Origin of the sequence: Francisella orientalis FNO12, assembly GCF_001042525.2 — a bacterium.
GTDB classification, from domain to species: Bacteria; Pseudomonadota; Gammaproteobacteria; order Francisellales; family Francisellaceae; genus Francisella; species Francisella orientalis.
Genome location: NZ_CP011921.2, coordinates 1,776,259 through 1,800,000 on the forward strand (window position 1 = coordinate 1,776,259; position 23,742 = coordinate 1,800,000).

Genomic DNA, 23,742 nt, shown 5'->3' on the forward strand with positions numbered 1-23,742 from the left:
GAAGTAATTACTCCGTTGCAATCTGCAAGATTATATCTGTTTTACCAAGAATATTGTTTATGTACTCAACATCTTTATAAGTCAAGCCACCCTGCAATTGCTTCAATCTAACATAATCCTCAACATAGTTGAATATAGCATCTGCAAATGAAAGCTGAGCCTGCACAAGTATTGCCTGACGGTTAAGTAAGTCTACAATAGTCTGAGTACCAGCCTCAAAACCCTCTAATATCGCTTTTACAGAAGCAATACCAGCATAAACTGACTTTCTATAAGCATCTATTCTCACAGCATCCAGTACAACCGTCTGATAAGATTCTACAGTTCCAGCATAAACCTCTCGTTGTGTTTGAAGTAGTGCATAATTAGCTGCTTGATTATTATAACTAGCCTGTTTAAGCTTCGCATAATCAGAGCCACCTCTTAATATGTTCCAATTAGCCTCACCACCGACACTCGCAATATCATATTTAGTAGGAATGCGTGCTATCTGTTCAGGACTTCTAGAAAGCGCATTCCGTGACATCATTATACCGCCAGTTAAATTAACCTTAGGGAAAAAATTACCCCACTCAATACCTACACCCTCGCCAGCGGCCTCATACTCAAATTTTTTCTGCGCAATATCAAGATTATACTTCTCAGCAGTATTTAACCAGTAGTTGATATCATCCGGTACAGGATTGCCAAATTCAGTATCTTTTGAAATATATAATATAGAGCTAATGCGTTTACCGATTAGTTTAGCCATAACTGCTTTTGCATTGATAAAGTTCCTTTGGGCACTAACTCTATCAGCAATCGCTTGACGATACTGAGCATCTGTGGTCTTAAAATCTGCATAGGAAACCATACCAGAATTATATTGATACTTCTGTGTTAGATATAGCTTCTTGTTCCACGCTTCGTTTGCAAACTGAAACTGTAGTGCCTGCTCTGCTCTGAGAAGCTCAAAATATGCTGTTACAGTATCAACTATAAGAGTCTGCTCTGCCTTTGCATAAATCATAGCATATGACTTTTGTAGATATGTAGCTTGAGTATATGTTTTCCATTTACTCCAATCAAAAAGCACTTGAGAACCACTAAAGTTAAGATTGTTTGCCGTATCATTAACTCTACCACCGAACTGATTATATAGATCGCGTCTAAGATTATAGTTAAAATCAATTTGCGGTAATAATGCACCTAATGCTGCAGGCACTGTTTCAACATTAGCTGCAAACGTTGATCTGGCTGCTTGGTAATCTGCGTTATGTTCAGCTGCTAACTTATAAATATCAACTAAGCTGTAGAATTTATCTTCAGTATTACCAACCATCGCGACTTCATCAGCTTTTTTAAGATCATAGAATTTGTTATCTACTTTAATCTCGTCAGCTTTCGCATACTGTTTTTCTACACTATATGGATTCTGCATTATATCTGTACCAAGAGGTCTTCCTGCATATTTGTATTCTGGCACAGGAGTATCCTCGTTGGCAAATGCCATAAAAACTCCCAAAAAACCAAAAATATATAGTGCTAGTTTCTTCATACTTTTTTTATCTATTGTAAACATTAAAGAGAAAATTCTTCTGATATGTTTCTTTTACTGCTTTAGTTATGAGATGGGCTTTGTCACACACATTAGTCCTGACAACAAAAACCAATCTACCACCAACTTCAAGAAGATCTAGTAAAGACTCATCTACTTCATTTTCTTCTACAACATTTGATATATATATGCGGTTATATTTTTTAGCATTTTTTATAATATTTGTCAGATGCTCAGCACTATTAAACTCGACATTATAGACATCTATTTTTGCTAAATTACGTCTTGCTATAGCTAATCTTTGTTCATCATAATCAACAAGTTCAACACTATTACATAGCTTTGCTATCAAAGCTACTGGATACCCCGTTTCCAAACCAAGCTTTAATACATTATCAGTTTTTTTCAGGGCTAAAGCTTCTATTAGCCTAGCTGTAAACATAGGGCTTCTAAGTTCTCTATCATCTATCACAAGATTAGTATCACAATAAGCTAAAGATTGATATTCTTTGGGTAGAAAAATCTCTCTAGGGATATCTGCCATAATCTTTGCAACACCATCTAAAGAAAGACCTTCTGTGAGGACTTGTTGCTTTACCATATTCTCTCTAGCAAGCTCAAAATTCATATTTGATCCTATAAATTTAAGAAGTAGACTTCATCCACAGTTTAATTCATCTGATAATATCATAATAGCATACCAATGTGAACTATAGCATATTTTAGATTTGGCAAATCCATCAAAAGAAGCTAAAATTTCACGTTAGCAAATTTGAATATTTAATTTAAATGTTTCATATAATTAACTTCTATTATAGACTAACAAATCAAAGGATATTTAACAAAAATGAAAAGACCTGAACTATTGTCACCAGCAGGCACCCTAAAAGCTATGCGCTATGCTTTTGCTTATGGGGCTGATGCAGTATATATTGGACAACCTCGCTATAGCCTAAGGGCTAGAAATAATGAGTTCTCAAAATTAGAAACTCTTGAGACAGCGATTACTGAAGCTCATGCGCAAGGCAAGAAGATAATGCTAGCTAATAATATAGCTCCACATAATGCTAAAATCAAAACTTACATCAAAGATATAGCTCCTGTACTTGCTCTTAAACCTGATGCTATGATTATGTCAGACCCTGGTATGATTATGCTAGTTAGAGAGAACTTCCCAGATCAAGAGATACACTTATCAGTTCAAGCCAATGCTGTGAACTATGAAACTGTTAGATTTTGGCAAAAGTTTGGTATTACACGCGTTGTATTATCAAGAGAACTCTCTCTAAAAGAAATCGCAGAGATCAAAGAGCATGTTCCAGATATGGAAATTGAAACATTCGTCCATGGCTCATTATGTATGGCTTACTCAGGCAGATGTCTACTATCAGGATACTACAGTCATAGAGATCCTAATCAAGGTGTATGTAATAATGCTTGTCGCAATAACTACAAAGTTGCTGAAGCAAAACAAAATGAGTGGGGGGATTTCGAACCTGTTGAAGTCAAGTCAACTCTTGGTATAGGTACACCTTCTGATAAAGTAGTGCTTATAGAGAATGACAAAGAGCTAGGACAATATAACCCAATGTTTGAAGATGAGCATGGTACTTACATCATGAACTCAAAAGACCTAAGAGCTATACAACATGTAGAAGCAATGATGAAAATGGGTGTTGATTGCTTTAAGATAGAAGGGCGCACAAAATCATTTTTCTATGCTGCTAGAACTGCTCAGCTATATGATCAGGCTATCAAAGATGTTCTTGCAGGCAAACCTTTTGACATGACGCTTATGGATAAACTTGAAGGTCTAGCTCACAGAGGTTATACCGAAGGATTCTATCGTCGTCATGTTCATGATGAGTATCAAAAATATGAAAACTCAGATTCACGTAGCTCTACTCAGCAGTTTGTTGGTGAAATAACAAACTTCGATGAGCATACTGGCTATGCTGATATCAATGTCCGTAACAAAATGAAAATCGGCGATAGTATCGAACTTATGTTGCCATCTGGTAATCGTGAGATAATACTAGACAATATGCTAGACAAAGATGGTAATCCTATGGAAGAGGCAAAAGGTAGTGGTTATCAAGCTAAAGTTAGCTTTGATAATGTCACATCTGATGATATGAAGTTCGCCTTAATGATAAGAAATTTAAATCAAGATTAATATGCTAATTTATGCTGATGTTTTAAAGAAAGCCTCATATATTATTAGTACTACAAATAAAATCAAAATTCTAAGAGATTTTAGAAATCCAATAAATAAAAAACACTAAGCCTTTACAATTTTAAGCATAGTTAGATAAATTTTATTCTATATTTTCACTTTATTTCAAACAGGTATTTTTATGTCAGATGATAAGAAAAAGAAACGCCCATTGGATGACTATGATGCAAGTATCCCATCTATAGATCATAAGGGTAAGTATGGTGCAGAGCCTCCTTTATATAATGTACCATTAGGTCCTAATATGGTTGATGAGATATTAGAAGGTCCTGTAGAGCTATGTAGTGTAAATAATTTTGTATATGATAAGTTATGGACAAAGCCAGCATATGATCTGTTACTAGATAAGGTTAAGAAACTAAATAAAGATTGGCAAGATAAGACTATAGATACTATAGATCATCAAAATACTGACTTTACTAATCTAAATGCTCAAGACTGTGCCATAGTATCTAATAAATATACAGGTGCTAATTTTGGAAACGCTAAATTTACTAAGACAAAAATACATGGTGGTGAGTTTAAGAGTTGCCAATTTGAGAATAACTCTTTTACTAATGCTGAAATAGGGCAAGCAAATTTCGATAACTGTACTTTTACAAATGTAGAGTTTGATGGAACAAATATAAAAGATGTAGAGTTTAAAAACTGTACTTTTAGTAAGTGTAGCTTTCTTGGTACACAACTCCATACAAGTGACTTCTACGACTGTAATACTCTTGAATGTATCTTTAATTCTGAGATTGGTACAAAGGTAATATATTTGATACTAAGATTTCAAAGAGTGAATTTAATAAAAGCCAGTTTAGCTCAATTGTAATTGATTCAGTCACATTAGTTGATAGCTCACTTCTTAAAGCAACATTTTTTGCAAGTCAGATACAGAATAGTGATTTTAGTAATAATGCTTGGTTAAAGGTTAGCTTTGCTCATGGTAATAGCATCTATAAATATTCTCTTTATAATGAAAATATCCAGCAATGTAACTTTAGTGATAGTGAGTGGATAGCTAATGAGGTACAAAACTCTCAGACGTTAAGAAATGATTTCTCTGCTGTTGAGATTCCTGATAGTGATTTTGTAGGTCTTAAAAGTGCTGGAGATAATTTTGCTACAGCAAATATTTCTAATTGTAAGTTCGTAGATTGTGATTTATATCAAGCTAATTGTACTGGTACAGATTTTATATGTTACACAAGCATACAGAACTGTACCTTAGATAAACTAATTTATGCGTTTGCAATGATGCTACCAGACTTTGATGAGAACCAACTTAAAAAGACATCTCAAGCACAGATAAAGCTATTAGATGACAAGGATGTTAAATTTGGTTATCCAAGTACTAAAGCAGAAATAAATACACCTAAGGCTACAGTAACAGGTGTATCAAATGGTTATAGATACTTTGGGACAATATCGTTATCAGGAGATATGACAGTTACAGATACACAGAGTCCAATATCAAATGTGACTTTAGAGCAAAAGAAAGTATCTATAGAAAACTCAGTATCGGAAGAAATTCAGAAATGGATACATAATGACTATGGTAAAGCTCCTAAAGATCAAAGTAATGATAATGCTGCTATTGTCGATGTGGTTACCAATATTGATTTTGAAAATATCAACAAAAGTATAAATATATCTTGGAAATTTGCTAGTTATACAATAACACAAACTGTTTTTCAACCTGATGAAAAAGGTAATATTTATGTTGAAGGAACTATAACAAAATCTAATGAAGATATTACTATTGATAAGAGGTTTATATCGTCAAGTTCTTTAACTATAGATTTTGCTATAACTTTTATAAAAAATGGAAAAGAAGCTGAAGCCAAACAAGAGAGTTTTTTACACGAATTTGCTGTTTGACTAAAGTACACTCTTTCAATAACTGGTACGGTAATCAGCTTTATTCCTCATCCTATAGCTAGAGGAGTTGGTTTAGGAATGAGAACAGTTGGTGGATTTGTACCTACAGGAAGATAATTAAAGTGAAGAAATTTTTTCTAATGCAAACATTTTCAATAATTGGTTTACTGATAACTATGTTTATTGCTCAATACTATGTAATTAGATACTTTTCTGGCATTTCAAGCCCATTAACATTTGGAGATTTCATAGTATATCTTCTTATATTCTTAGCTTTTTTTCTTTCGATAAAAAACAAAGTTTTATCCTCTATTATTATCATATGCGGAATATATGTGCTTGTGGGCTTGGGTATTTTATTAGATTTACCTATTATAATTTTTAATTCTCTTACAGATGGAAGATTTCAATTTGGTTGTTATCTTTTATTCAATACTACAAATATAATTATAGGTATTGTTCTTTTAATAGCATATTTAACCTAGAAGACTTGGTAACATATTTATTTCTTTTTGCTGCTCTCGTTTTCTCGCTTAAAAAAAGATTAATATCATCAATAATAATTATCCTTTACGATATATATAAATAGGATTTTTTTAGATGTACCTTTAGTCGCTATTAGCTCTTTAATAGATGGTGCATATCAATATGGATTTTTTCTATTATTCAATCTAATAAATTTAATATTAGGTATTATCATATTCATATTGTGGTTATTAAAATTTAGTTCTAATAATGATGGTAAATGAAGTTAGTTTCTTGCCTCATCCTTTAAAGGTATAGGATTAGGATTGCGTGGTGCTGGCTTAGGAGTAGAAGCTGTTGCTCCTGAATTTGTACATTTTGCTGGTACTATGACTAAAGGATCTAGTATGAGAGGTAAATAAATATAGTTTTTAATATTTTTAGCATAAGTAACTTCTAAGATTTACAAATATTAACTATTCTTTTGTCTGTGTAATTTTGACTATAATTAATAGTGAAGCAGCAATAATAGAAATGATAATCATTGTAATTGCTATTGGTAAAGAGCTAGTTGCTGGGAATAACATAGCTATACTGCCTATAATTCCACTAATAGCAAACTCCATAGTTCCAAATAATCCAGCTGCAACACCCGCCATTTCATAGAAAGGCTCCATGCTACCACTAGCACCAGTACCTGCGGTAAGGGCACAACCAAATGTCGCTAAGAAACACGGAGCAAAAAAGCCCCATAAACTTAGTCCCCATACTTCATATATACTAAATGACAAAACACCTGCAATAAATACACACACCACACCAAGAAAGGCAGTGTTATAGACACCAAGTGCATTGACAATAACTCCAGCAAATATTGAACCTATCAGAAATGCCACCCCTGCTGAGCCAAATACAATATATATCTCTGAAATTGGATAACCCAAATAGTTAATAATGTATGGAGTCATTGAAAATAATATAAAAAACGAAACCACTCCTGATACAGCTGCTAGCGAATATGCCCAAAATTGCAAAGACTTTAAGACATGTAAATATCTCGCAAAAACACTCCAAGTAATCTTTTTGCGTCTTTCAACAGGTAAGCTTTCTTTGACAAAAAATACTATTATCAAAAATGAAACAAAAGCTAATATAGTCAGAAATATAAAAGCGGAATACCATGGAAAATGTATCGCTAATTGCACTCCGATTAATGGCCCTACTACTGGTGAAACAGAGATTATCGCATTAATAAAACTATATATCATCGAACTTGTTTTACCGAAGAATGCATCTCTAATAATTGCAAAAGCACATACTGATAGACCACAACATCCAACAGCCTGAACAACTCTCGAAAATATCAAAAACTCAATATCTTGAGAGATCGCACATAAAACCGATCCTATCAAAAATATAATAGAAGATGTTAAAATAATTTTGAACCTACCAAATTGATCTGATAATGGTCCTAGAATAAGCTGACCAACTCCTGTAACAACCAAAAACAAAGATAGTGTGGCTTGCACCATTTGCTGAGTTGTATTAAAAGCCTCTCTCATATCTGGTAGAACAGGCATATAGACATCCATAGCTAATGCAAAAGCAAAAACCATAGGCCCTAAAATAAGAATAGTTTTAATTGGAGAATATTTCCACATAGAAACACCTCTTGTATTTTATATGTAAGTAGTGGGTTATTATATCAGATTAATATAAATATGTTACCCATTTAGTATAGTAGTACTACCAAAGCTAAAAGCCTAGTTTATTTTCTTAACTCTCTAGCTGACAATGTTATAATAGCGCCATCGATAATTTTTATTTAAATATAATGTTTAAAAAACTCCTACTTATAATATTTACAAGCATGTTACCTATATTATCATTTGCTGATGGGACTAAGTCTCTAAGTGCAGTGAGTGTTCATGCTGTTGACCAACCACTAGCGATTGCTGCTGTTGTGGTTTTTGTAATTGCTTATTTATTTGTTATGACCGAAGACTTCACTAAACTCAATAAGTCTAAACCTGTAATTCTCGCAGCAGGTATTATATGGATATTGGTAGCAATAGTTGGCAAATCAGTTGGTGCGGACAATATTGTACATTCAAACTTTGACCATATTATGACCGAATATGGAGAGCTTTTATTATTCTTATTAGTTGCAATGGCATATATCAATCTAATGGAAGATCGTAATGTTTTTGCTAAACTAAAAAGTACCTTGCTAAGAGCTGGTTTTGGCTATCTAGCGACATTTTGGCTTACCGGCATTATAGCTTTTTTTCTATCGGCAGTTGCTGATAACCTAACAACTGCTCTAGTGATGAGTACTGTTGTAATATCTATTGGTAAAGACAATAAAAAGTTCATAACTATGGCTTGTGTTAATATTATAGTTGCAGCAAATGCTGGCGGAGCATTTTCTCCATTTGGAGATATTACTACGCTGATGGTCTGGCAAACTGGGGTTGTAAAATTCACAGAATTCTTTGCTATATTTGTACCATCATTAGTGAACTTCTTAGTACCAGCCATTATTATGAGCTTTTTTATACCAAAAATGGAATCTCAATCGATAATAGAGGAAAAAGTAGAGCTTAAACGTGGCGCTATTCCAGTTATTTTGCTATTTATCTTAACGATCGCTACTGCTGTATCATTTGAGCATTTACTTCACTTACCACCATCACTAGGAATGATGACTGGCTTCGGATATGTAATGATATACAACTATATCTACGGACTGAAAATTGCTTATGAGAATAGGAATCCTAAAAAACACAAAATGCCTCCTCATGCTTTTGATATCTTTGATAAAGTCAAAGAAGCAGAGTGGGATACACTGTTGTTTTTCTATGGAATATTAGTTTCTGTACAAGGACTATCAGCTTTAGGGTATCTTGGTTTAGCATCTCAATATATCTATACAGATATGCAGTCAATTGCACCAAGCCTTTTCTCTGCACATACTCAAGCAAATACAATTATTGGTATACTTTCAGCAATTATTGATAACATCCCTGTTACGTTTGCTGTTCTTAGCATGAATCCAATAATGGAACATGCTCAATGGTTACTAATAACTCTAACCGCTGGGGTTGGTGGTAGCTTACTAGCTATAGGCTCAGCAGCTGGTGTTGCTGTGATGGGTAAATCCAAAGGCAAATATACTTTTATGGGACACCTCAAGTGGACTTGGGTTATTGCCATAGGTTATTTCGCTAGTATTATTGTCCATCTTTTGATTAATCATTAGAAAAATCTAAAAAGCTATTATGGTATTCTTTAACTCTCTCACTATGACTTGTTGAGATGTATGTAAATCCTTTTTCTTGTAGAATTTGATATATTTTTCTTTCGGAGTTTATATCCATATTTAAGGTTGCCTCATCAAGTAGTAATAAATCATACTCTTTAACAAAAATCCTACAGAAACTAAGCTTTTGCTGCTCCCCAGACGATAGAAAATTTCGCCAGTCATTTATTGTATTTATGTATTTTGCTAAGTAGCTGACATTTAATAACTCAAGAATCTCGATAAACTTATCATCTGAAGGTATCCCCGACTGTATTGGATAAAAAATAGCTCGCTTAAAATTATCTTCAGGGTAATAAGGTTTCTGAGGCAATAAACAAATCTTGAGACACTTCTTGGCAAAGATGATATCTCCTTCATGACTACCACACCCAACTCCTGCAATAGCTCTTAATAGAGTACTTTTACCAATGCCAGAATGGCCACTTATAAGCAATCTTTCTTGATTCTTTAGCCTAAAACATATGTTATCCAACAAGTATGGTGAATTTTGTGATTTTTGCAACGAAAAACTATTTACCTCTAAAATACTTTCCTCACAATTAAGCATATCTATCTCATCAGAATTTGTTTTTTCTGAGGATATTTCATGCTTTAACTCTGTAAGTCGTGACATACTAGCTCTTAGGCTAGCTAAGGTCTCATATACATATGTCAAATAAACCATAGGAAATATCACTTGTATTACTGCTGAGTTTACCTGCATCATCTGACCAAAGCTTATCTGTTTTGCAAAATATCTGGGTAATGACATGATTGTACCGATAATTGCATAGACTTGACTAAATAGCGTATTTACAACATCTATTTTTGCATTACGGAACATTAAACTATAGAAGTTAGTTACAATTGCTTTGAAATTCCTTCTAGAACGAGCATATTCATATCTTTCAGCATTGTAATCTCTAACTGAGAGTCTATTGTTTCTAATTGTAGATAAGTGGTATCTAAAGTTAGCTTGTAACTTCTGTTTTTGATACACTAGCTTTTTCAAGGGTCTACCAACCCAAAATACTACAACAATATTCAAAAGACCTAATAAAAAAGCCACCCAAAAAAGATAGCCATAGATGGTAATATCTACACCTAAAATATTGAAAGTATAGTCTCCTGATAGTCCACACAAAACAACCGCAAATGAGAAAAAACTAAAAATACTTCTTGTGATTCCTAAAAATAATGACAGTGAATCGGTAATAAATCTTGTGACATCTTCATCAATCCTTTCTTCTGGATTATCAACCTGTTTGCTTCTGTAGTATGATCGTGAGTACAGCCAATTTTTAGTATAAAAATCAGTCATTGGTTTACGGATAAAAATAACAAAAAACTGCTTAACTAAATATGATAGAAAGAAGTTAAACATCATCAAAGATATCAAGACAATAAAGATAATTAATTGATGTATCAACAATGCTTTGTTGTATTCTTGAATGGAGTTATAAAACCCAACATTCCACGAGTTTAGATAAACACTTAATGCAACTCCCAAGCCCTCAAGAACTAGCAACAAAGCTACTATTGCTAAAGCTATCTTACCGTACTTACTTTTCCAGAAAAAATCAGATATATGCCAGAAATTTCCAAAAAATCTCAACATCCGTTATTCTGCCTTATACGGTACAGAGATAACCACTCTAGTAGCTGTCTTATTATCTTTTTTATCCATCGTAGCAATAGCTAGTTTAACCATGCGCGAATTTTGATTATGCAATAAGAAGTGCCACCACTTTGTATTTACAACCTCAGGAATTATTACTACAGAATATCCTTTTTCAGGATCTCTTAAGTCATTCTTATGCAAAATCTGTAATACTGGTGTGATAAATGAATTATAAACCGGTCGCATCACGAGAAGCTTTTCTTTGAATGCAAGATTCTTCCACTCAGTCTTTATTTTTTCTATTTTCTTTTCATTCGCTGAAACAAATACAGGTGTTATATCATCAGAGATATTTCTCGCCAATGTCAACGCATCTATTGTACCACGGTGAATACGGGAGATTAGTATAACTATTTTTGGTTTTAAATTTTCATGTATACAGGCATTTACAACAGCCTCATCAATACTTAAAGCTAGATTATGTTCTCTTTTAATATAGTGCATTTTAATTGAATATAAACCATACATTATTATCAATATGGCAATTATTACAATCCAAACACCCTCAAAGAATTTACTTTCAATAATAGTAATCAACACAACAAATGTTGCTACACATCCAAAAGCATTAATAAAGGCTCTTAAGCCCCAACTCTTATAAATACGCTTATTTTTATACCAGTATTTAACTAAACCTGCTTGGCAAAGAGTAAACGCAATAAAAACACCAAATGCATATAAAGGGATTAATCTACTAACTTTAGCATCAAAAATAATGACTAAAATAGCTGATAAAACTGTCAAAATAAGAATACCATTTCTAAAAGCAAATCTATCACCTAGACGCTGAAGCTGTTCAGGTAGATAATTATCTTTACTCATAATTGCAGCAAGAATAGGAAACCCTGTAAAGCATGTATTAGCAGCCATAAGCAAAATCAAACATGTTGATGCTTGTAAAAAGTAATAAAAAAATCCATTTCCTAAAACTTGGTGAGCCACTTGAGATAGAACGCTTTCAGAGAAATTAGGAAGTATCTGTGTCTTTGCAGCAATAAAGGTAACACCAGCAAACATCACGATAGATAAGAAAACCATCAGTAATAGCCCAACAATAGCCTTAGATAGTCCTGGTGACTTATAAGCAGAAACACCATTAGCATAAGACTCTATACCAGTCAAAGCTGAACTTCCCGAAGAAAAAGCTCTAAGAACTAGTGTTATTGTCAACACACCCATCGATGCTTGCATTTGATTAAGATAGTCTTCTTTATAGCTAAAAGTCTCTAGAGTGCCATGATTATACTGATATATGCCCACTATTATCATCACAATTATTGACACAATAAACATATAAGTTGGCCACACAAAGATTTTTGCTGTAGATTTTACCCCTCTTAAATTCATAACCATCAAAAATACTAAGAAACATAAGGCTAACTTAGTACTATAATTCTCTAATCCTGGAAATGCTGAACTAATAGCTACTGCAGCTGTTGAAACAGAAACTGCTACAGTAAGTATATAATCAATAATCAATGATGCTGAGGTTAGTAAAACTAATCTTTCACTAAAGTGTGCTTTTACTATTGAATAAGACCCGCCCCCCTCTGGATGCGCTTTTATGACTTGAGCATAAGAAAAACCCATCAATAGCATCAATAGTATAACCATCACTGATACTCCTATAGAGTACTGTGAAACGGCTGCAGCACCTACTGTAGCTAATACTATAAAAACTTCTCCAGTTGCGTAAGAAACTGAAGATAAAGCATTTGATGATAATATTGCAAATCCAGCAAATAAACCTATTTTTTGATCTTGTTGCTTTGCATTAGGAATTGGTGAACCAAATATTAGATTCTTTATTTTCATCTATCATTTACTCTTGCTTCTGTAAAAACTCATTAAGCTTTTTAGCTAATTCTTCTATTCCTTTTTTCATAGCTGCCGATATCATGTAATAATTACCTTCATAGCCTATTTGTTTGACAAACTCTTGGCACTTTTGTTCTACTTCATCAGCTAGCAAGTCAATCTTATTAATAACTAGGAATCTGGACTTATCATATAGTTCTTCACTATATTTTTTAAGCTCTTTCTCAACTGCAAAATAGTTCTCTATAGGATCTGACTCATTAAATGGACAAATATCTACTACATGTAATACGCATCTTGCTCGAATTAAGTGCTTCAAAAATCTAAGGCCAAGCCCAGCTCCTTCAGCAGCACCTTCAATTACACCGGGGATATCCGCCATCACAAAACTATCTACACCAACCTTTACCACTCCTAGATGAGGATACATAGTTGTAAATGGATAGTCAGCAACTTTTGGTGTAGCTTCAGATACAGAACGAATGAGCGTTGATTTACCGGCATTTGGCAAGCCTAACAATGCAATATCTGCTAATAAGTTTAGTTCTAGACGAACCTCTTTATATTCGCCTTCTTCACCTAGCGTGAACTTTCTTGGAGCTTGATTTGTACTACTCTTGAAGTGGGTATTACCTATTCCTCTCTTACCACCCGAAACTAGCTTAAGAGTTTCTCCATTATTTAAAACTTCACCAATTTTCTTGTTTGTTTCAAGATCAAACACACTAGTACCAACAGGCACTATTAGATACATATCCTCACCAGCTTTACCATAACAGTTACGTCCCTCTCCTGGGCGTCCATTTTCAGCGTAGTATTCTCTTTTGTATCGATAATCAATCAAAGTGTTTACATTCTCATCTGCCTTTAGATAAATACTACCTCCATGACCACCATCGCCACCATCTGGTCCACCACGAGGAACATATTTTTCTCTACGGAAGCTCACACAACCATTACCACCCTTACCGGCTTGAAGCTTAATCACTACTTCATCTACGAATCTCATAACTCTATAATCTTATACTTATAAAAATGCTAATCATACATTATATATGTTCTAGCTTAAATTATCATCGACTATTTAAAAACCAGTAAATGGATTGATATCGAAACACAGATTAAAAATTTGAAAAAATATTACTATGCTTCCCATTGATATCACATAGATATTTGAATAAGACACCTTAAGATCTGCCTTTCTACTTAAAAATGCTGGCGTATAAACAAATATTATCACAGCGAATATTGCCGCATATTGTAATGCAAGTATAAACCCTCTAGGGTAAAAAACAGTAAATACCAAAGGAGGCACAAAGCAAATCAACCCTAAAATTATATTACCAATCTGTCTATTATAGCGAGAGAATAAGTCACGAATATAATGCATGAGAGAAATTCCCACACCAATAAAAGATGTAATAATTGCTATATGCATAAATACATTTAAACCAGCTTCCAAGAAAGCAGATTTTGAAAAATGTCTAATTTCTGAAGCAAATCCCATAGGCGTGTTATTACTCGAAGAAAACAACGTTTGATAGCTATGCAATCCTTGTTGAGGAATAAGAGCCAAAGCTAATAAAATCCAAATCATATATATAATCAAAACACTTAAACTGCCTATAAGTATACTTTTTTTTAGACCTTTAATATCTCCTTTTTGATACTCATAAATGACTGGAATTATATTATGAAAACCCAAAGATGGTAATAGCGTTGGCCATGCAAAAATAAATGCTGAAAAACTAAGAGGTGCTCTACTTAAATAACTCGTATTTATATAAAACAACATAATAACGACAGCTACTGCAAAAAACACAAACTTAAGTATCACAAACAATCTATTTGCATAGTCACTAACTCTGTAGCTAAACATTAACGCACCCAAAATTAGTGTGAATAAAATAGCAGATAGTGCTACTCCAGATTTAGAAGAACTATCAATGCTTCCAAGTGTAGCTACTAATGATGATCCTTGTGTTGTATATGCTGACATCAATGAATAAAGTAATAATAAGTATATAATGCTAAAAAATAATAAATATCCTCTAGATACTTGAGATTGCATCATTGTCATAAAATTAACCCCAAGAGGATATTCTGCACAAACTCTCAATAGCTTAATAGCTGTTACATACATCACACTCCATGATAATACAAGAAGAATTATCGCCATAGTAAATCCACATGAAGCAACTATCAAAGGTAAAGATAACATTCCTGCTCCAATAGTAGTACCTATTATCAAAAAAACTGAGCCGATAGATTTGGAGTTCATAAAATTTATTATAATTTTTTATTAAGCGCTGAAATAATAACTCTATTTTAACAACTAAGCAAATAATGCTGACTTATCTAACAATTTTTCATATAATCACGGTCATAAAAACTAAATTTGTTAACACTATGGAACTATTCTCTAAGCTACTTAATATACAACACTTTAAGTATGAGTCGAAGAGCGGCAAAAACTCTCAAACAGGTTGGAATGGAGATGGATATGGTACTGTTACATCTCAACAAAAAGATAATTGTATATACTTCAAAGAAGAAGGTTGCTTTACACTAAATAGCTCAAATAAACCTATAAGTATTTCTAACGAATATATCTGGCAAAAGATAAATCCACAGCGCTTAAGTTTATCTCATGCTCGATTTGGTTATAACAATCTCGTCAAGCTTTTTGACTTAATACATATAGGAGATAACTACTGGTGTAGTGAACGAGAACATATATGTGTTGATGATTTATATTCAGCTGAACTTTACAGTTTAGAGAGTGAGATTAGTCTAATATGGAAAATATCCGGACCAAAAAAAGATGAGCTTATAAATTATAAGTATACTTTCTAGTCAGCTGGTATAAAGCGATGTCCTATAGCATTTTCTGTAACAATTAATGGTTGCTTTTTACAGGCAGAAAACTTCTTCCTTAACTGTCCAATATACACTCTTAGATACTGAACCTCATCTCCATAGCAATCTCCCCAAACCTCATGCAAAATAGCATTCTGCATTACTAACTTACCAGAATGTCTGACTAGATAGCTCAAAATCGAAATTTCTTTTTTTGATAAATGAATTTCTTGGTTATCCAAAATAACCTTATGATCATTCAAGTCGACTATGAGATTATCAAAGCTATATATATTAGCTATTTCAAGATCTTTTTTAATAACAGCAATCAACTGTCTTCTAACTCGAGCAATCAGCTCAGGCATATCAAAAGGCTTTTTAACGTAATCATTTGCACCATTTTCTAAAGCTTTGACAACCTCTTCTGTATCATTTCTTGCTGAGACTACAATAATAGGTACGTCACTACTAACTCTTACAGCCTTAAGCCAATCTTGACCATTCTGATCAGGAAGTCCAAGATCAAGAATAACAACATCAGGATGATATTACCCTAGTAGGCTAGTCGCTATTGAAGCTGTTGGTGCACTCTCAACATCATACCCTAATACCAAAAAAGTTTTTTCTAAAAGCTTCTTAATTTGAGGTTCATCTTCTACTATTAGTATTTTTTTTATCATATTTAAACTATCTATATTTACTTATTGTTTAAGTTTAATTGCAAAGGTAATGTAACTTTAAAAACACTTCCTTTACCCTCGCCATCACTATAAACACGTATTTTACCATTATGTGCAGTAAACCGTTACCATGGGTATAGCTGTCTCTTTTTTCAATTCTATGAAAAATTGTAAATATCTTCTCCATATCAGCCTCTTTCAAGCCAATACCTTGGTCTTTTACTTCAAAAAGACAAGCTTCGTTACCCTTTCTTACAAGAGAAACCTTTACTTCTTTATCAAAATCAGCTGTAAATTTAACCGCATTATCAATCAAATTAAGAATAACCTGCTGGAATAGGATAGGACCCAACTGTATTTTAAATGATTCACGTGGGACTATAAATTTGAATTTCTGCTTGCTATAGACTCTTTTACAAACCTGTTCAATTTCTGCAAGGAAATCATTACTGTCAATATATTCTTATACTCAAAGAAAGTTTTCCTGAGTCGACTTTTAACATCTGGATTATATTATCTATATAGTTATCTAATCTTTTAGACTCTGTCAAAGCTAAGTCAATCATTTCATCTTGTTGCTCTTGAGTAAAAGATTCTCTAAATGATTTAACACTACTTAAGGCGCCCATTATAGATGCTAGAGGAGTCTTTAAATTATGAGAAACTGAATATAGCATGCTACTTAGAATTACACTATCTGTGACTATCCTCTCTACAGCTTTTTCTGAGCTTAGATAAACAGCTATTACGCCGAGAACTCTACTCTCTATAACTAGTGGCTCAACCGTCCAGTCCAATCCTGCGAAAGTATTTGTCCCCTTACCACAACTCTCTTTATACTTGAAACTCCACTTTGCCGCTACCAACTCTTTTTGGTTAAAATTTGGATGTTGAGGAAATGCTGAAGATTCTAATTCACCATTTGAAACACTTAAAAATACAAAATCACACTTAAAATACTCTTCCAAAGCATTTAAAAATATTGGACGTAAATTTTTATCTAAACTTTTCTCATTAAATATTTTTGTAAATCGATATAATACGGAAATATTATTTTCTCGCTCTTTAAGAAGAGTAAACGCTCTTTTTATACGTAGAATTACATGACTCGAAAATATAACGATAACCATAAACAAAGCAAATGTAATTATTCCTGCTAAACTAGATATATGAAATACAAAGTTAGGCTCAAGATACAAATATACATATAAGAATAATCCTACTAGAGAAGATAATATCGATGGCATCAAACCATACCTATACGCACACGCAGAGAGAACTAATAAGAAACACAGTGTCTGAGACACTAGTCCAGCGATATTCAAACTAAAAAATATAAATACACCTGATATCGCAGTTATTGAAACCGATTTTATAGTATCTAAAACTAACTCTTTTATGTTTATCTTTTTATGTCGCGGTGGCTCTTCGGCCTTACATTCTTTTTTATTTATCGAAACAATATGGATTTGCATTCCCGTATTGTTATTACGAACAACATCATAAACAAGTGATCTAAAGAACCTATCTTTCCACTTAGGGCGTATTGACTTAGCTATAACTAAATCAGTAGCTCCTATAGACTTTGCATATTCTAGTATCGTATCAGAAATCCTATCCCCAAGAATATGCTAAATATTATAACCTAAACTATTTGCTAACATCTTATAGCGTCTGATAACGGCAAAGTTTAATCTAGTCTTTGTAACTTTATTTGGTTTTTGGACAAATATAGCTATTAATCGAGCATTTAATGTTGTAGCTAAAAGCTTACCTTTACGCAGTAAACTAGGTGTTGCTTCATCATAACCACAACAAACTAATACGTATGGTGATGTAGGTATCTCACTACCATTTTGATACAACTTTCTATATTGTTGAATATCTTGACCAACATGGTTTGCTGCCATCCTAAATGTATAGTCTCTCAATATAGTTAAGTTCGTATACTGAAAATATCTTTCTAACGCTCTATTTATTGCATCACTTTTATAAACTTTACCTTGTTTTAATCTCTTGATAAGCTCTTCTGGACTAACATCTACAACAACAAGCTCATCTGCAGACTGAATAAAATCATTAGGGACAATCTCATTCACATTAGCCCGTGTTAATTGAGTAACTTCATAAGATAAGCTAGCAATGTGCTGAATATTTATCGCAGTATAAACAGAAATACCTTCATCTAGAAGCTCTTCGATATCTATATATCTTTTTTTATTTCGCGATGTCGGAAAATTTGAATGTGGTAATTCATCGATTATTACTATATCTGGCTTTCTTGCTTTTATTGCATCTATATCAAGCTCTTCAAACACTTTACCTCGATATATCACTTTTTTAAGTGGCATTACCTCTAATCTCTCTAATAGAGCTTGCGTATCAGCTCTACCATGACTAACAAGAAGCCCAACTACCACATCTTTGCTATCCTTTTGTAGAGCTCTAGCATTATTAAGCATCGCGTAGCTTTTACCAACACCAGGGGCATAACCTAAAAAAATCTTTAGCTTACCTTTCTTATATTCTTGACTTTTATTTGCTAGATTTAGTAGCGCATCTACTTTTGCTGATTATCCATAGAGGCCTTAAGAATGCTATTAAACTTGTTGAGAATATTCACAGAATATAATTATATCAGACTAGATATACCTTGAGAATTTTTACCTATCAGTTGTAAAAGAGCTATATTTAACGGTAAAACATTTACAGTAGCCACATTAAAGAGATGCTCTTTAGTATTCTCTTTGATAAGTTTATTAACCTGATCTATAGAAAGGTTATTCTTTTGAGCTATATATTTTGATTGATATAGCGCAGCTTGCAAACTTATCTCTGGATCAACCCCACTACCAGATGCAAAAACCAAATCTTCTGGAATAGGCTTCCTAACACCATACTTAGCTTGTAAGTCTTTAATTCTATTTTTAACATCTTGTAACTGTGTCTGATTATTAACTGCATAATTAGTACCGCCTGTAGCTAATGGATTATATCCTGATGCTGATGGTCTAGACGGGAACAGATTATCTGGCATAGTTTGCCCAATCAACTCTGAACCAACTACTTTGCCATTATAATAAACTTGTGATCCTGTAGCTTGATTATGTGCAACACCATATTCAATTGCCATTATAAAAAATGGATAAACTAAACCAAATACAATGCTAAAGAAAAACATCGCCATAAAAAGATTTAAATAAGTTTTTCATAAGATTAACTCCTTGCTTAAACTATATGCATAGCTGTTATAAGCATGTCTATAAGCTTAATAGCTATAAAAGGTACTATCACACCACCTAAACCATAATATAGAAGATTTCTTCTTAATAAAGTTTGTGATGATGCTACAACATTCTTCACACCAACCAATACCATCGGCATCAGAAAGATAATGATTAGAGTATTAATAAATATACTCTTTGAAAAGGCTTTGCAAACCAATCAAGCCATGTTTTCTCATTATTAAATACTTTAAATATATAAGTTCCTAGTGGCTTAGTAATAATCACTAATGTAAATATAAAAACCGCAAACAGAATAAAATTATAATTCATAGCTACACTCTCCTATAAGCTAAAATTTCTCTGGATATATAAGCGTAGCTGTCATATATATCGTCAAACTTATCATTGTAATTGCTGAAACAATAATCATATAAACCTCTTTAAACCTATATTTTTAGGAGATAGATTATAATTTCAAGTGATATAAAGATTCTATAATGAAGTTTAGCAAAGATATAAAATTTTTATAAAAATTAGTTCCTTTACTTATATTACTTTGAATTTAATTTATTGAAATCTACATTAGCTTGTTCAATCTTATATTGATTTTCTTCTACCCAACGTATTATGTTTTTCGTGTGAATCAGTAAAGATTTTCCAAGATCCGTAAGAGAATAAAAGACACTAGGTGGAACCGTAGGTTCAACCTCGTGAAATACTAATCCACATTTTTCTAATTCTCTAAGCTTTAGTGATAGTATTCTTGGGGATATTTCTCTAAGGTCTTTCTGAATCTGACTATATCTTTTAGTACCATCTTCAAGTATTGATATCAGTATAATACTCCATTTATCGCCTATTAGACCTAAGATCTCTCTAAAAGGTTTACAAGAATCTTTAGAGTACCCATTTTCAGTTACATTTTTGTTAGTACTCATCATAGTTGTGCATTCTTGTTTTATTTGGTAAATACAGTGATAATTATAAGTATATATTTTTTAACCTCAGGTATGGGAATAAAATGAAAAAACTACTACATATTAGATCAAGTATTAAAGAAGAAAATTCAGTTTCAAGAAAAATTAGTGATGATTTAATTAGCCATTTAAAAAGCATTGACAAGGTGAAAGTTTCAGAGAGAGATCTTGTAGATAACTCTGTAGAACATATAAATCCAGACTTTATTAATGCCATGGCAAATAATAATCAAGATAAACTTACTACCTCAAACAAGCTTATAGAAGAGCTTTTTGAAAAAAATATTATTATTATCGAGTCGCCGATGTATAATTTTAGTATCCCTTCGACACTAAAATCTTAGATTGATAATATAATGATCGCAAGAAAAATATTCTTATATACAGCGAATGGGCCTGAAGGCTTAGTAAAAAATAAAAAAGCTATCATTGTTCTTAGTAAAGGAAATATCTATAGTAAAGGAGCTACGAAACCTTTAGATTTTCAAGAAAATTATTTATGAACAATTCTTAATTTTATTGGTATAAATGACATAACTGTGGTCTGTGCTGAAGGAGTTGATTTAAATGCTGAAATACGAGAAAAATCTCTAAAACAAGTTGTGCAACAAATAAAAGATTTAACCCTTTAATAAATATGGAGAGTTGTATGAGGAAATATATATCATTAGGAATTTTAGCCACTCTAATACCTACAATATTACTAGCAAATAAACAAGATAATCCCGTACCAGAAATAATACCTAAATCTAATATTATCAAATGTAAATATAATGAAAAAAATGTTAACACTGTAATTGATTTTGAGAATGCTGTATTAAATGTAATATTTAATAAAGGTAATGTAGATGAGGTCTCTAAATATTTAGGAAAAACATACATTCAACATTACCCTTCAGCAAAGGATGGACCAGATGGTTTAATTACCTATCTTAAAGGACTTGGTGATAAAAAAGTATTTACACGGGTTGAGACAAAAAAAATATTTGCTTGTAATGATTATGTAATATTAGAAAATATTTTTTACTCATCAAAAAATGATTTAGGAACAGCTGCAATTAACACATTTAGAGTAAAAGATGGAAAGATTATTGAACATTGGGAGCTTATGGAACCTATTCTAAAAGAAGCTAAAAATAATAATGGTATATTCTAGATCTCTATTTAGTTATGCCTTAGAATAATACTCTTTATTTCTTCTAATTTTTTTCTCTTCTGCAATAGCTACAAACATCATTAGCACGAAGCATACAATCGCAGCTAAATATAATGCTATAAAAGTTCCATACCAGCCATCGAAACCAAATAGACTAATTTTTTTATCAGCAATCATGCCCAAGCCAAGTTTAGCAAAACTATCGCCTAGCAAGTAAGCAAAAGTACCTTTTATACCATCTGCTACTGCAATACCCTGTTTTGGAACAAATCCCACAGCAGCTACGCCTATAAGAAGTTGTGGTCCAAATACACAAAATCCTAAAAGAAACATTACAGTTAAATATACATATTGATTAGTCGCTGATTGGTATAAGAAAATTAAAATGATAGTAACTATAAGACAAATAATAGCTGTTAATCCACGTCTACCATTAATAAGATCTGACAATAACCCCCATAATAATGTTCCAGTTAAAGCTCCTGATTCAAATAGTGCATAACTCCATGCCGAAGTTTCTTTTGTAAAACCTAAAACTTCATGAGCGTAAACTGGTGACCATTGATCCACACCTATTCTAACAACATATAGAAAGACATTTGCAAAACACAAAATCCAGATTATCTTATTGAAAACCACATATTTCTTAAAAATTTCCCATTTTGATATTTGTACTTTTTTGACATAAGCATCCTCTTCGCTAATAGGTTCATCAAATATTTCTTCAACAGGTCCAAGACCATATGATTCAGGAGAGTCATTACCGACCCTCAGTCCAATAAAACCAATAATTAAGCAAAGAACTGATGGAAATATAAACATACCAATCACATTGTCATCAAAGACTACATGTGCCCCAAAAAGCGCTACAACCGCAGATAATGCTCCACCAATATTATGAGACATATTCCACAGTCCCAAAAAGAATCCTCTTCTATTTCTAGGTGTCCATTTAGTAATAGTAGAATAACTACATGAGCCTCCTGGACTTTGAAAAAAACCACTCATAGCATAAAAAGCAACCATAAGAAATATACCATATGTACTACTTCCTAAGCTTAGACCAAAGCCTATCATACATATTGCAGATAATATCAGCATAAACGGTAGTACCTGTTTAGTATTCTTACCATCAAAGTAATAAGTTGTAACAGTCTTACCAAGACCATAAGTAATCGAAAAACCTAAACCAATCAATCCTAAATCAGTAAAAGAGAGACCATAATCTTGAATCATGTCATTCTGAGCTATATTAAAATTCTTACGAATCATATACATACTAAGATAGCCGATAAATACAACTAAATATGATTTAATGAATTTATTTAGCCAAATTTTCTTTCTTTGTTCTTTAGATAACTCCATAGTAGGAATTCTTTGTTGCTCAAATATTTTTGATAAAGACATAATCATATAAGTGATAAATATAAATATCAGGAGATTATAGATGAAAGTTGCTGTTTAATATAGCAGTAATAGTTTTAAAAATCATGATGTCTATAAATGCAAAAAGCCCCATATTTCTATGAGGCTTTTAAAATGCTTATCACGATAAGTCTTTAATGTAATAAGATGGCGATTACCTACTTTCACCTGGGCATTGCCAGACTATCATCGGCGTTTTGTAGTTTCACTTCTGAGTTCGGAATGGGATCAGGTGGTTCCTACAAGCTATTATCGCCAAAACTGTGTTTTGGATAATATATCTTATAAAGATATTTAACAATTCAGCATAGAAATAGACTTAAGTCTCTCGGATCATTAGTACTGGTAAGCTTCATACATTGCTGTACTTCCACACCCAGCCTATCAACGTCGTAGTCTCCAACGTTCCTTACTGATTTTCATCAGAGAGATCTAATCTTGAAGGAGGCTTCCCGCTTAGATGCTTTCAGCGGTTATCCCTTCCGAACATAGCTACCCGGCAATGCTT

Annotated in this window: 19 protein-coding genes, 2 rRNA genes and 5 pseudogenes (1 of these 26 only partly in view); 7 read left to right on the forward strand and 19 right to left on the reverse strand. The window is 32.7% G+C overall.

The window, feature by feature from the left end; all coding sequences use genetic code 11:
• Nucleotides 1-7 precede the first annotated feature (7 nt).
• Together FNO12_RS09055 and FNO12_RS09060 are read right to left on the reverse strand one after the other, a co-directional pair.
• Nucleotides 8-1,537: a TolC family protein gene (locus tag FNO12_RS09055; RefSeq protein WP_041257454.1), complete on the reverse strand. Its 1,530-nt coding sequence runs from the start codon at nt 1,535-1,537 to the stop codon at nt 8-10.
• 7 nt (nt 1,538-1,544) lie between these two features.
• Nucleotides 1,545-2,165 (reverse strand): protein-L-isoaspartate O-methyltransferase family protein, encoded by a 621-nt coding sequence (locus tag FNO12_RS09060; RefSeq protein WP_014714573.1) that lies wholly within the window; start codon nt 2,163-2,165, stop codon nt 1,545-1,547.
• 219 nt (nt 2,166-2,384) lie between these two features.
• On the opposite strand from FNO12_RS09060, the gene trhP reads away from it, so the two are divergent.
• The 3 genes from trhP to FNO12_RS09710 all read left to right on the forward strand — a co-directional run bounded on the left by trhP (nt 2,385) and on the right by FNO12_RS09710 (nt 5,642).
• Nucleotides 2,385-3,713 carry a prephenate-dependent tRNA uridine(34) hydroxylase TrhP gene (gene trhP / locus FNO12_RS09065; RefSeq protein ID WP_014714572.1) on the forward strand — a complete coding sequence of 443 codons (1,329 nt, stop codon included), beginning with the start codon at nt 2,385-2,387 and terminating at the stop codon, nt 3,711-3,713.
• 181 nt (nt 3,714-3,894) lie between these two features.
• On the forward strand, nt 3,895-4,593 hold the full coding sequence (locus FNO12_RS09070) for a pentapeptide repeat-containing protein (RefSeq protein ID WP_014714570.1): 699 nt from the start codon (nt 3,895-3,897) through the stop codon (nt 4,591-4,593).
• Nucleotides 4,594-5,015: 422 nt separating this feature from the next.
• Complete coding sequence (locus FNO12_RS09710; protein ID WP_064504917.1) at nt 5,016-5,642, forward strand: hypothetical protein; 627 nt, start codon at nt 5,016-5,018, stop codon at nt 5,640-5,642.
• 193 nt (nt 5,643-5,835) lie between these two features.
• Here FNO12_RS09710 and FNO12_RS11285 read toward each other — a convergent pair whose 3' ends face one another.
• Together FNO12_RS11285 and FNO12_RS09085 are read right to left on the reverse strand one after the other, a co-directional pair.
• Nucleotides 5,836-5,964 (reverse strand): hypothetical protein, encoded by a 129-nt coding sequence (locus FNO12_RS11285; protein WP_257391682.1) that lies wholly within the window; start codon nt 5,962-5,964, stop codon nt 5,836-5,838.
• A gap of 619 nt (nt 5,965-6,583) precedes the next feature.
• Nucleotides 6,584-7,768, reverse strand: coding sequence for a multidrug effflux MFS transporter (locus tag FNO12_RS09085; protein WP_014715639.1), 1,185 nt, complete (start codon nt 7,766-7,768; stop codon nt 6,584-6,586).
• Nucleotides 7,769-7,941: 173 nt separating this feature from the next.
• Between FNO12_RS09085 and nhaD the strand changes: the two genes are divergently transcribed.
• Complete coding sequence (gene nhaD / locus FNO12_RS09090) at nt 7,942-9,369, forward strand: sodium:proton antiporter NhaD (RefSeq protein WP_030005796.1); 1,428 nt, start codon at nt 7,942-7,944, stop codon at nt 9,367-9,369.
• Here nhaD and FNO12_RS09095 read toward each other — a convergent pair.
• The 4 genes from FNO12_RS09095 to FNO12_RS09110 form a co-directional block, all read right to left on the reverse strand.
• Nucleotides 9,359-11,029 (reverse strand): ABC transporter ATP-binding protein/permease, encoded by a 1,671-nt coding sequence (locus FNO12_RS09095; protein WP_014715641.1) that lies wholly within the window; start codon nt 11,027-11,029, stop codon nt 9,359-9,361. The two genes, nhaD and FNO12_RS09095, sit on opposite strands and share 11 nt — an antisense overlap.
• Nucleotides 11,030-11,032: 3 nt before the next feature.
• Nucleotides 11,033-12,907 carry an APC family permease gene (locus FNO12_RS09100; protein WP_014715642.1) on the reverse strand — a complete coding sequence of 625 codons (1,875 nt, stop codon included), beginning with the start codon at nt 12,905-12,907 and terminating at the stop codon, nt 11,033-11,035.
• 7 nt (nt 12,908-12,914) lie between these two features.
• On the reverse strand, nt 12,915-13,919 hold the full coding sequence (gene cgtA, locus FNO12_RS09105) for an Obg family GTPase CgtA (RefSeq protein WP_014715643.1): 1,005 nt from the start codon (nt 13,917-13,919) through the stop codon (nt 12,915-12,917).
• Between the two features lie 75 nt (nt 13,920-13,994).
• Complete coding sequence (locus tag FNO12_RS09110; protein WP_014715644.1) at nt 13,995-15,191, reverse strand: amino acid permease; 1,197 nt, start codon at nt 15,189-15,191, stop codon at nt 13,995-13,997.
• A 128-nt stretch (nt 15,192-15,319) separates the two neighbouring features.
• Here FNO12_RS09110 and FNO12_RS09115 point away from each other — a divergent pair, with 128 nt between their 5' ends.
• Nucleotides 15,320-15,766 carry a DUF6314 family protein gene (locus FNO12_RS09115; protein ID WP_041257537.1) on the forward strand — a complete coding sequence of 149 codons (447 nt, stop codon included), beginning with the start codon at nt 15,320-15,322 and terminating at the stop codon, nt 15,764-15,766.
• On the opposite strand, the gene FNO12_RS11290 is transcribed toward FNO12_RS09115, so the two are convergent.
• The 8 genes and pseudogenes from FNO12_RS11290 to FNO12_RS09140 all read right to left on the reverse strand — a co-directional run bounded on the left by FNO12_RS11290 (nt 15,763) and on the right by FNO12_RS09140 (nt 20,617).
• On the reverse strand, nt 15,763-16,134 hold the full coding sequence (locus FNO12_RS11290; RefSeq protein ID WP_048349222.1) for a winged helix-turn-helix domain-containing protein: 372 nt from the start codon (nt 16,132-16,134) through the stop codon (nt 15,763-15,765). The genes FNO12_RS09115 and FNO12_RS11290 overlap by 4 nt on opposite strands.
• 33 nt (nt 16,135-16,167) lie before the next feature.
• Nucleotides 16,168-16,299: pseudogene (locus FNO12_RS11295) on the reverse strand (response regulator); the annotation flags it as partial.
• Between the two features lie 18 nt (nt 16,300-16,317).
• Nucleotides 16,318-16,449, reverse strand: coding sequence for a response regulator transcription factor (locus FNO12_RS11300; protein ID WP_149217339.1), 132 nt, complete (start codon nt 16,447-16,449; stop codon nt 16,318-16,320).
• Nucleotides 16,450-16,466: 17 nt separating this feature from the next.
• Nucleotides 16,467-19,016: pseudogene (locus tag FNO12_RS09125) on the reverse strand (sensor histidine kinase); the annotation flags it as partial.
• A gap of 65 nt (nt 19,017-19,081) precedes the next feature.
• Nucleotides 19,082-19,661 (reverse strand): annotated as a pseudogene (locus tag FNO12_RS09130) (potassium-transporting ATPase subunit C).
• 16 nt (nt 19,662-19,677) lie between these two features.
• Nucleotides 19,678-19,857, reverse strand: a pseudogene (locus tag FNO12_RS09135) (hypothetical protein); the annotation flags it as partial.
• Nucleotides 19,848-20,006: a potassium-transporting ATPase subunit A gene (locus FNO12_RS09580; RefSeq protein ID WP_014715648.1), complete on the reverse strand. Its 159-nt coding sequence runs from the start codon at nt 20,004-20,006 to the stop codon at nt 19,848-19,850. The pseudogene FNO12_RS09135 and the gene FNO12_RS09580, both read right to left, overlap by 10 nt.
• A gap of 221 nt (nt 20,007-20,227) precedes the next feature.
• Nucleotides 20,228-20,617, reverse strand: a complete 390-nt coding sequence (locus tag FNO12_RS09140; RefSeq protein WP_014715649.1) for a winged helix-turn-helix transcriptional regulator — start codon at nt 20,615-20,617, stop codon at nt 20,228-20,230.
• A gap of 80 nt (nt 20,618-20,697) precedes the next feature.
• On the opposite strand from FNO12_RS09140, the pseudogene FNO12_RS09145 reads away from it, so the two are divergent.
• Nucleotides 20,698-21,285: pseudogene (locus FNO12_RS09145) on the forward strand (FMN-dependent NADH-azoreductase).
• Nucleotides 21,286-21,302: 17 nt separating this feature from the next.
• Nucleotides 21,303-21,809, forward strand: a complete 507-nt coding sequence (locus FNO12_RS09150; RefSeq protein WP_014715650.1) for a nuclear transport factor 2 family protein — start codon at nt 21,303-21,305, stop codon at nt 21,807-21,809.
• Between the two features lie 12 nt (nt 21,810-21,821).
• On the opposite strand, the gene uhpT is transcribed toward FNO12_RS09150, so the two are convergent.
• The 3 genes from uhpT to FNO12_RS09165 form a co-directional block, all read right to left on the reverse strand.
• Nucleotides 21,822-23,216: a hexose-6-phosphate:phosphate antiporter UhpT gene (gene uhpT / locus FNO12_RS09155; protein WP_014715651.1), complete on the reverse strand. Its 1,395-nt coding sequence runs from the start codon at nt 23,214-23,216 to the stop codon at nt 21,822-21,824.
• Nucleotides 23,217-23,379: 163 nt separating this feature from the next.
• A 5S ribosomal RNA gene (gene rrf / locus FNO12_RS09160) occupies nt 23,380-23,494 on the reverse strand.
• Between the two features lie 55 nt (nt 23,495-23,549).
• A 23S ribosomal RNA gene (locus FNO12_RS09165) occupies nt 23,550-23,742 on the reverse strand (it continues 2,694 nt past the right edge of the window).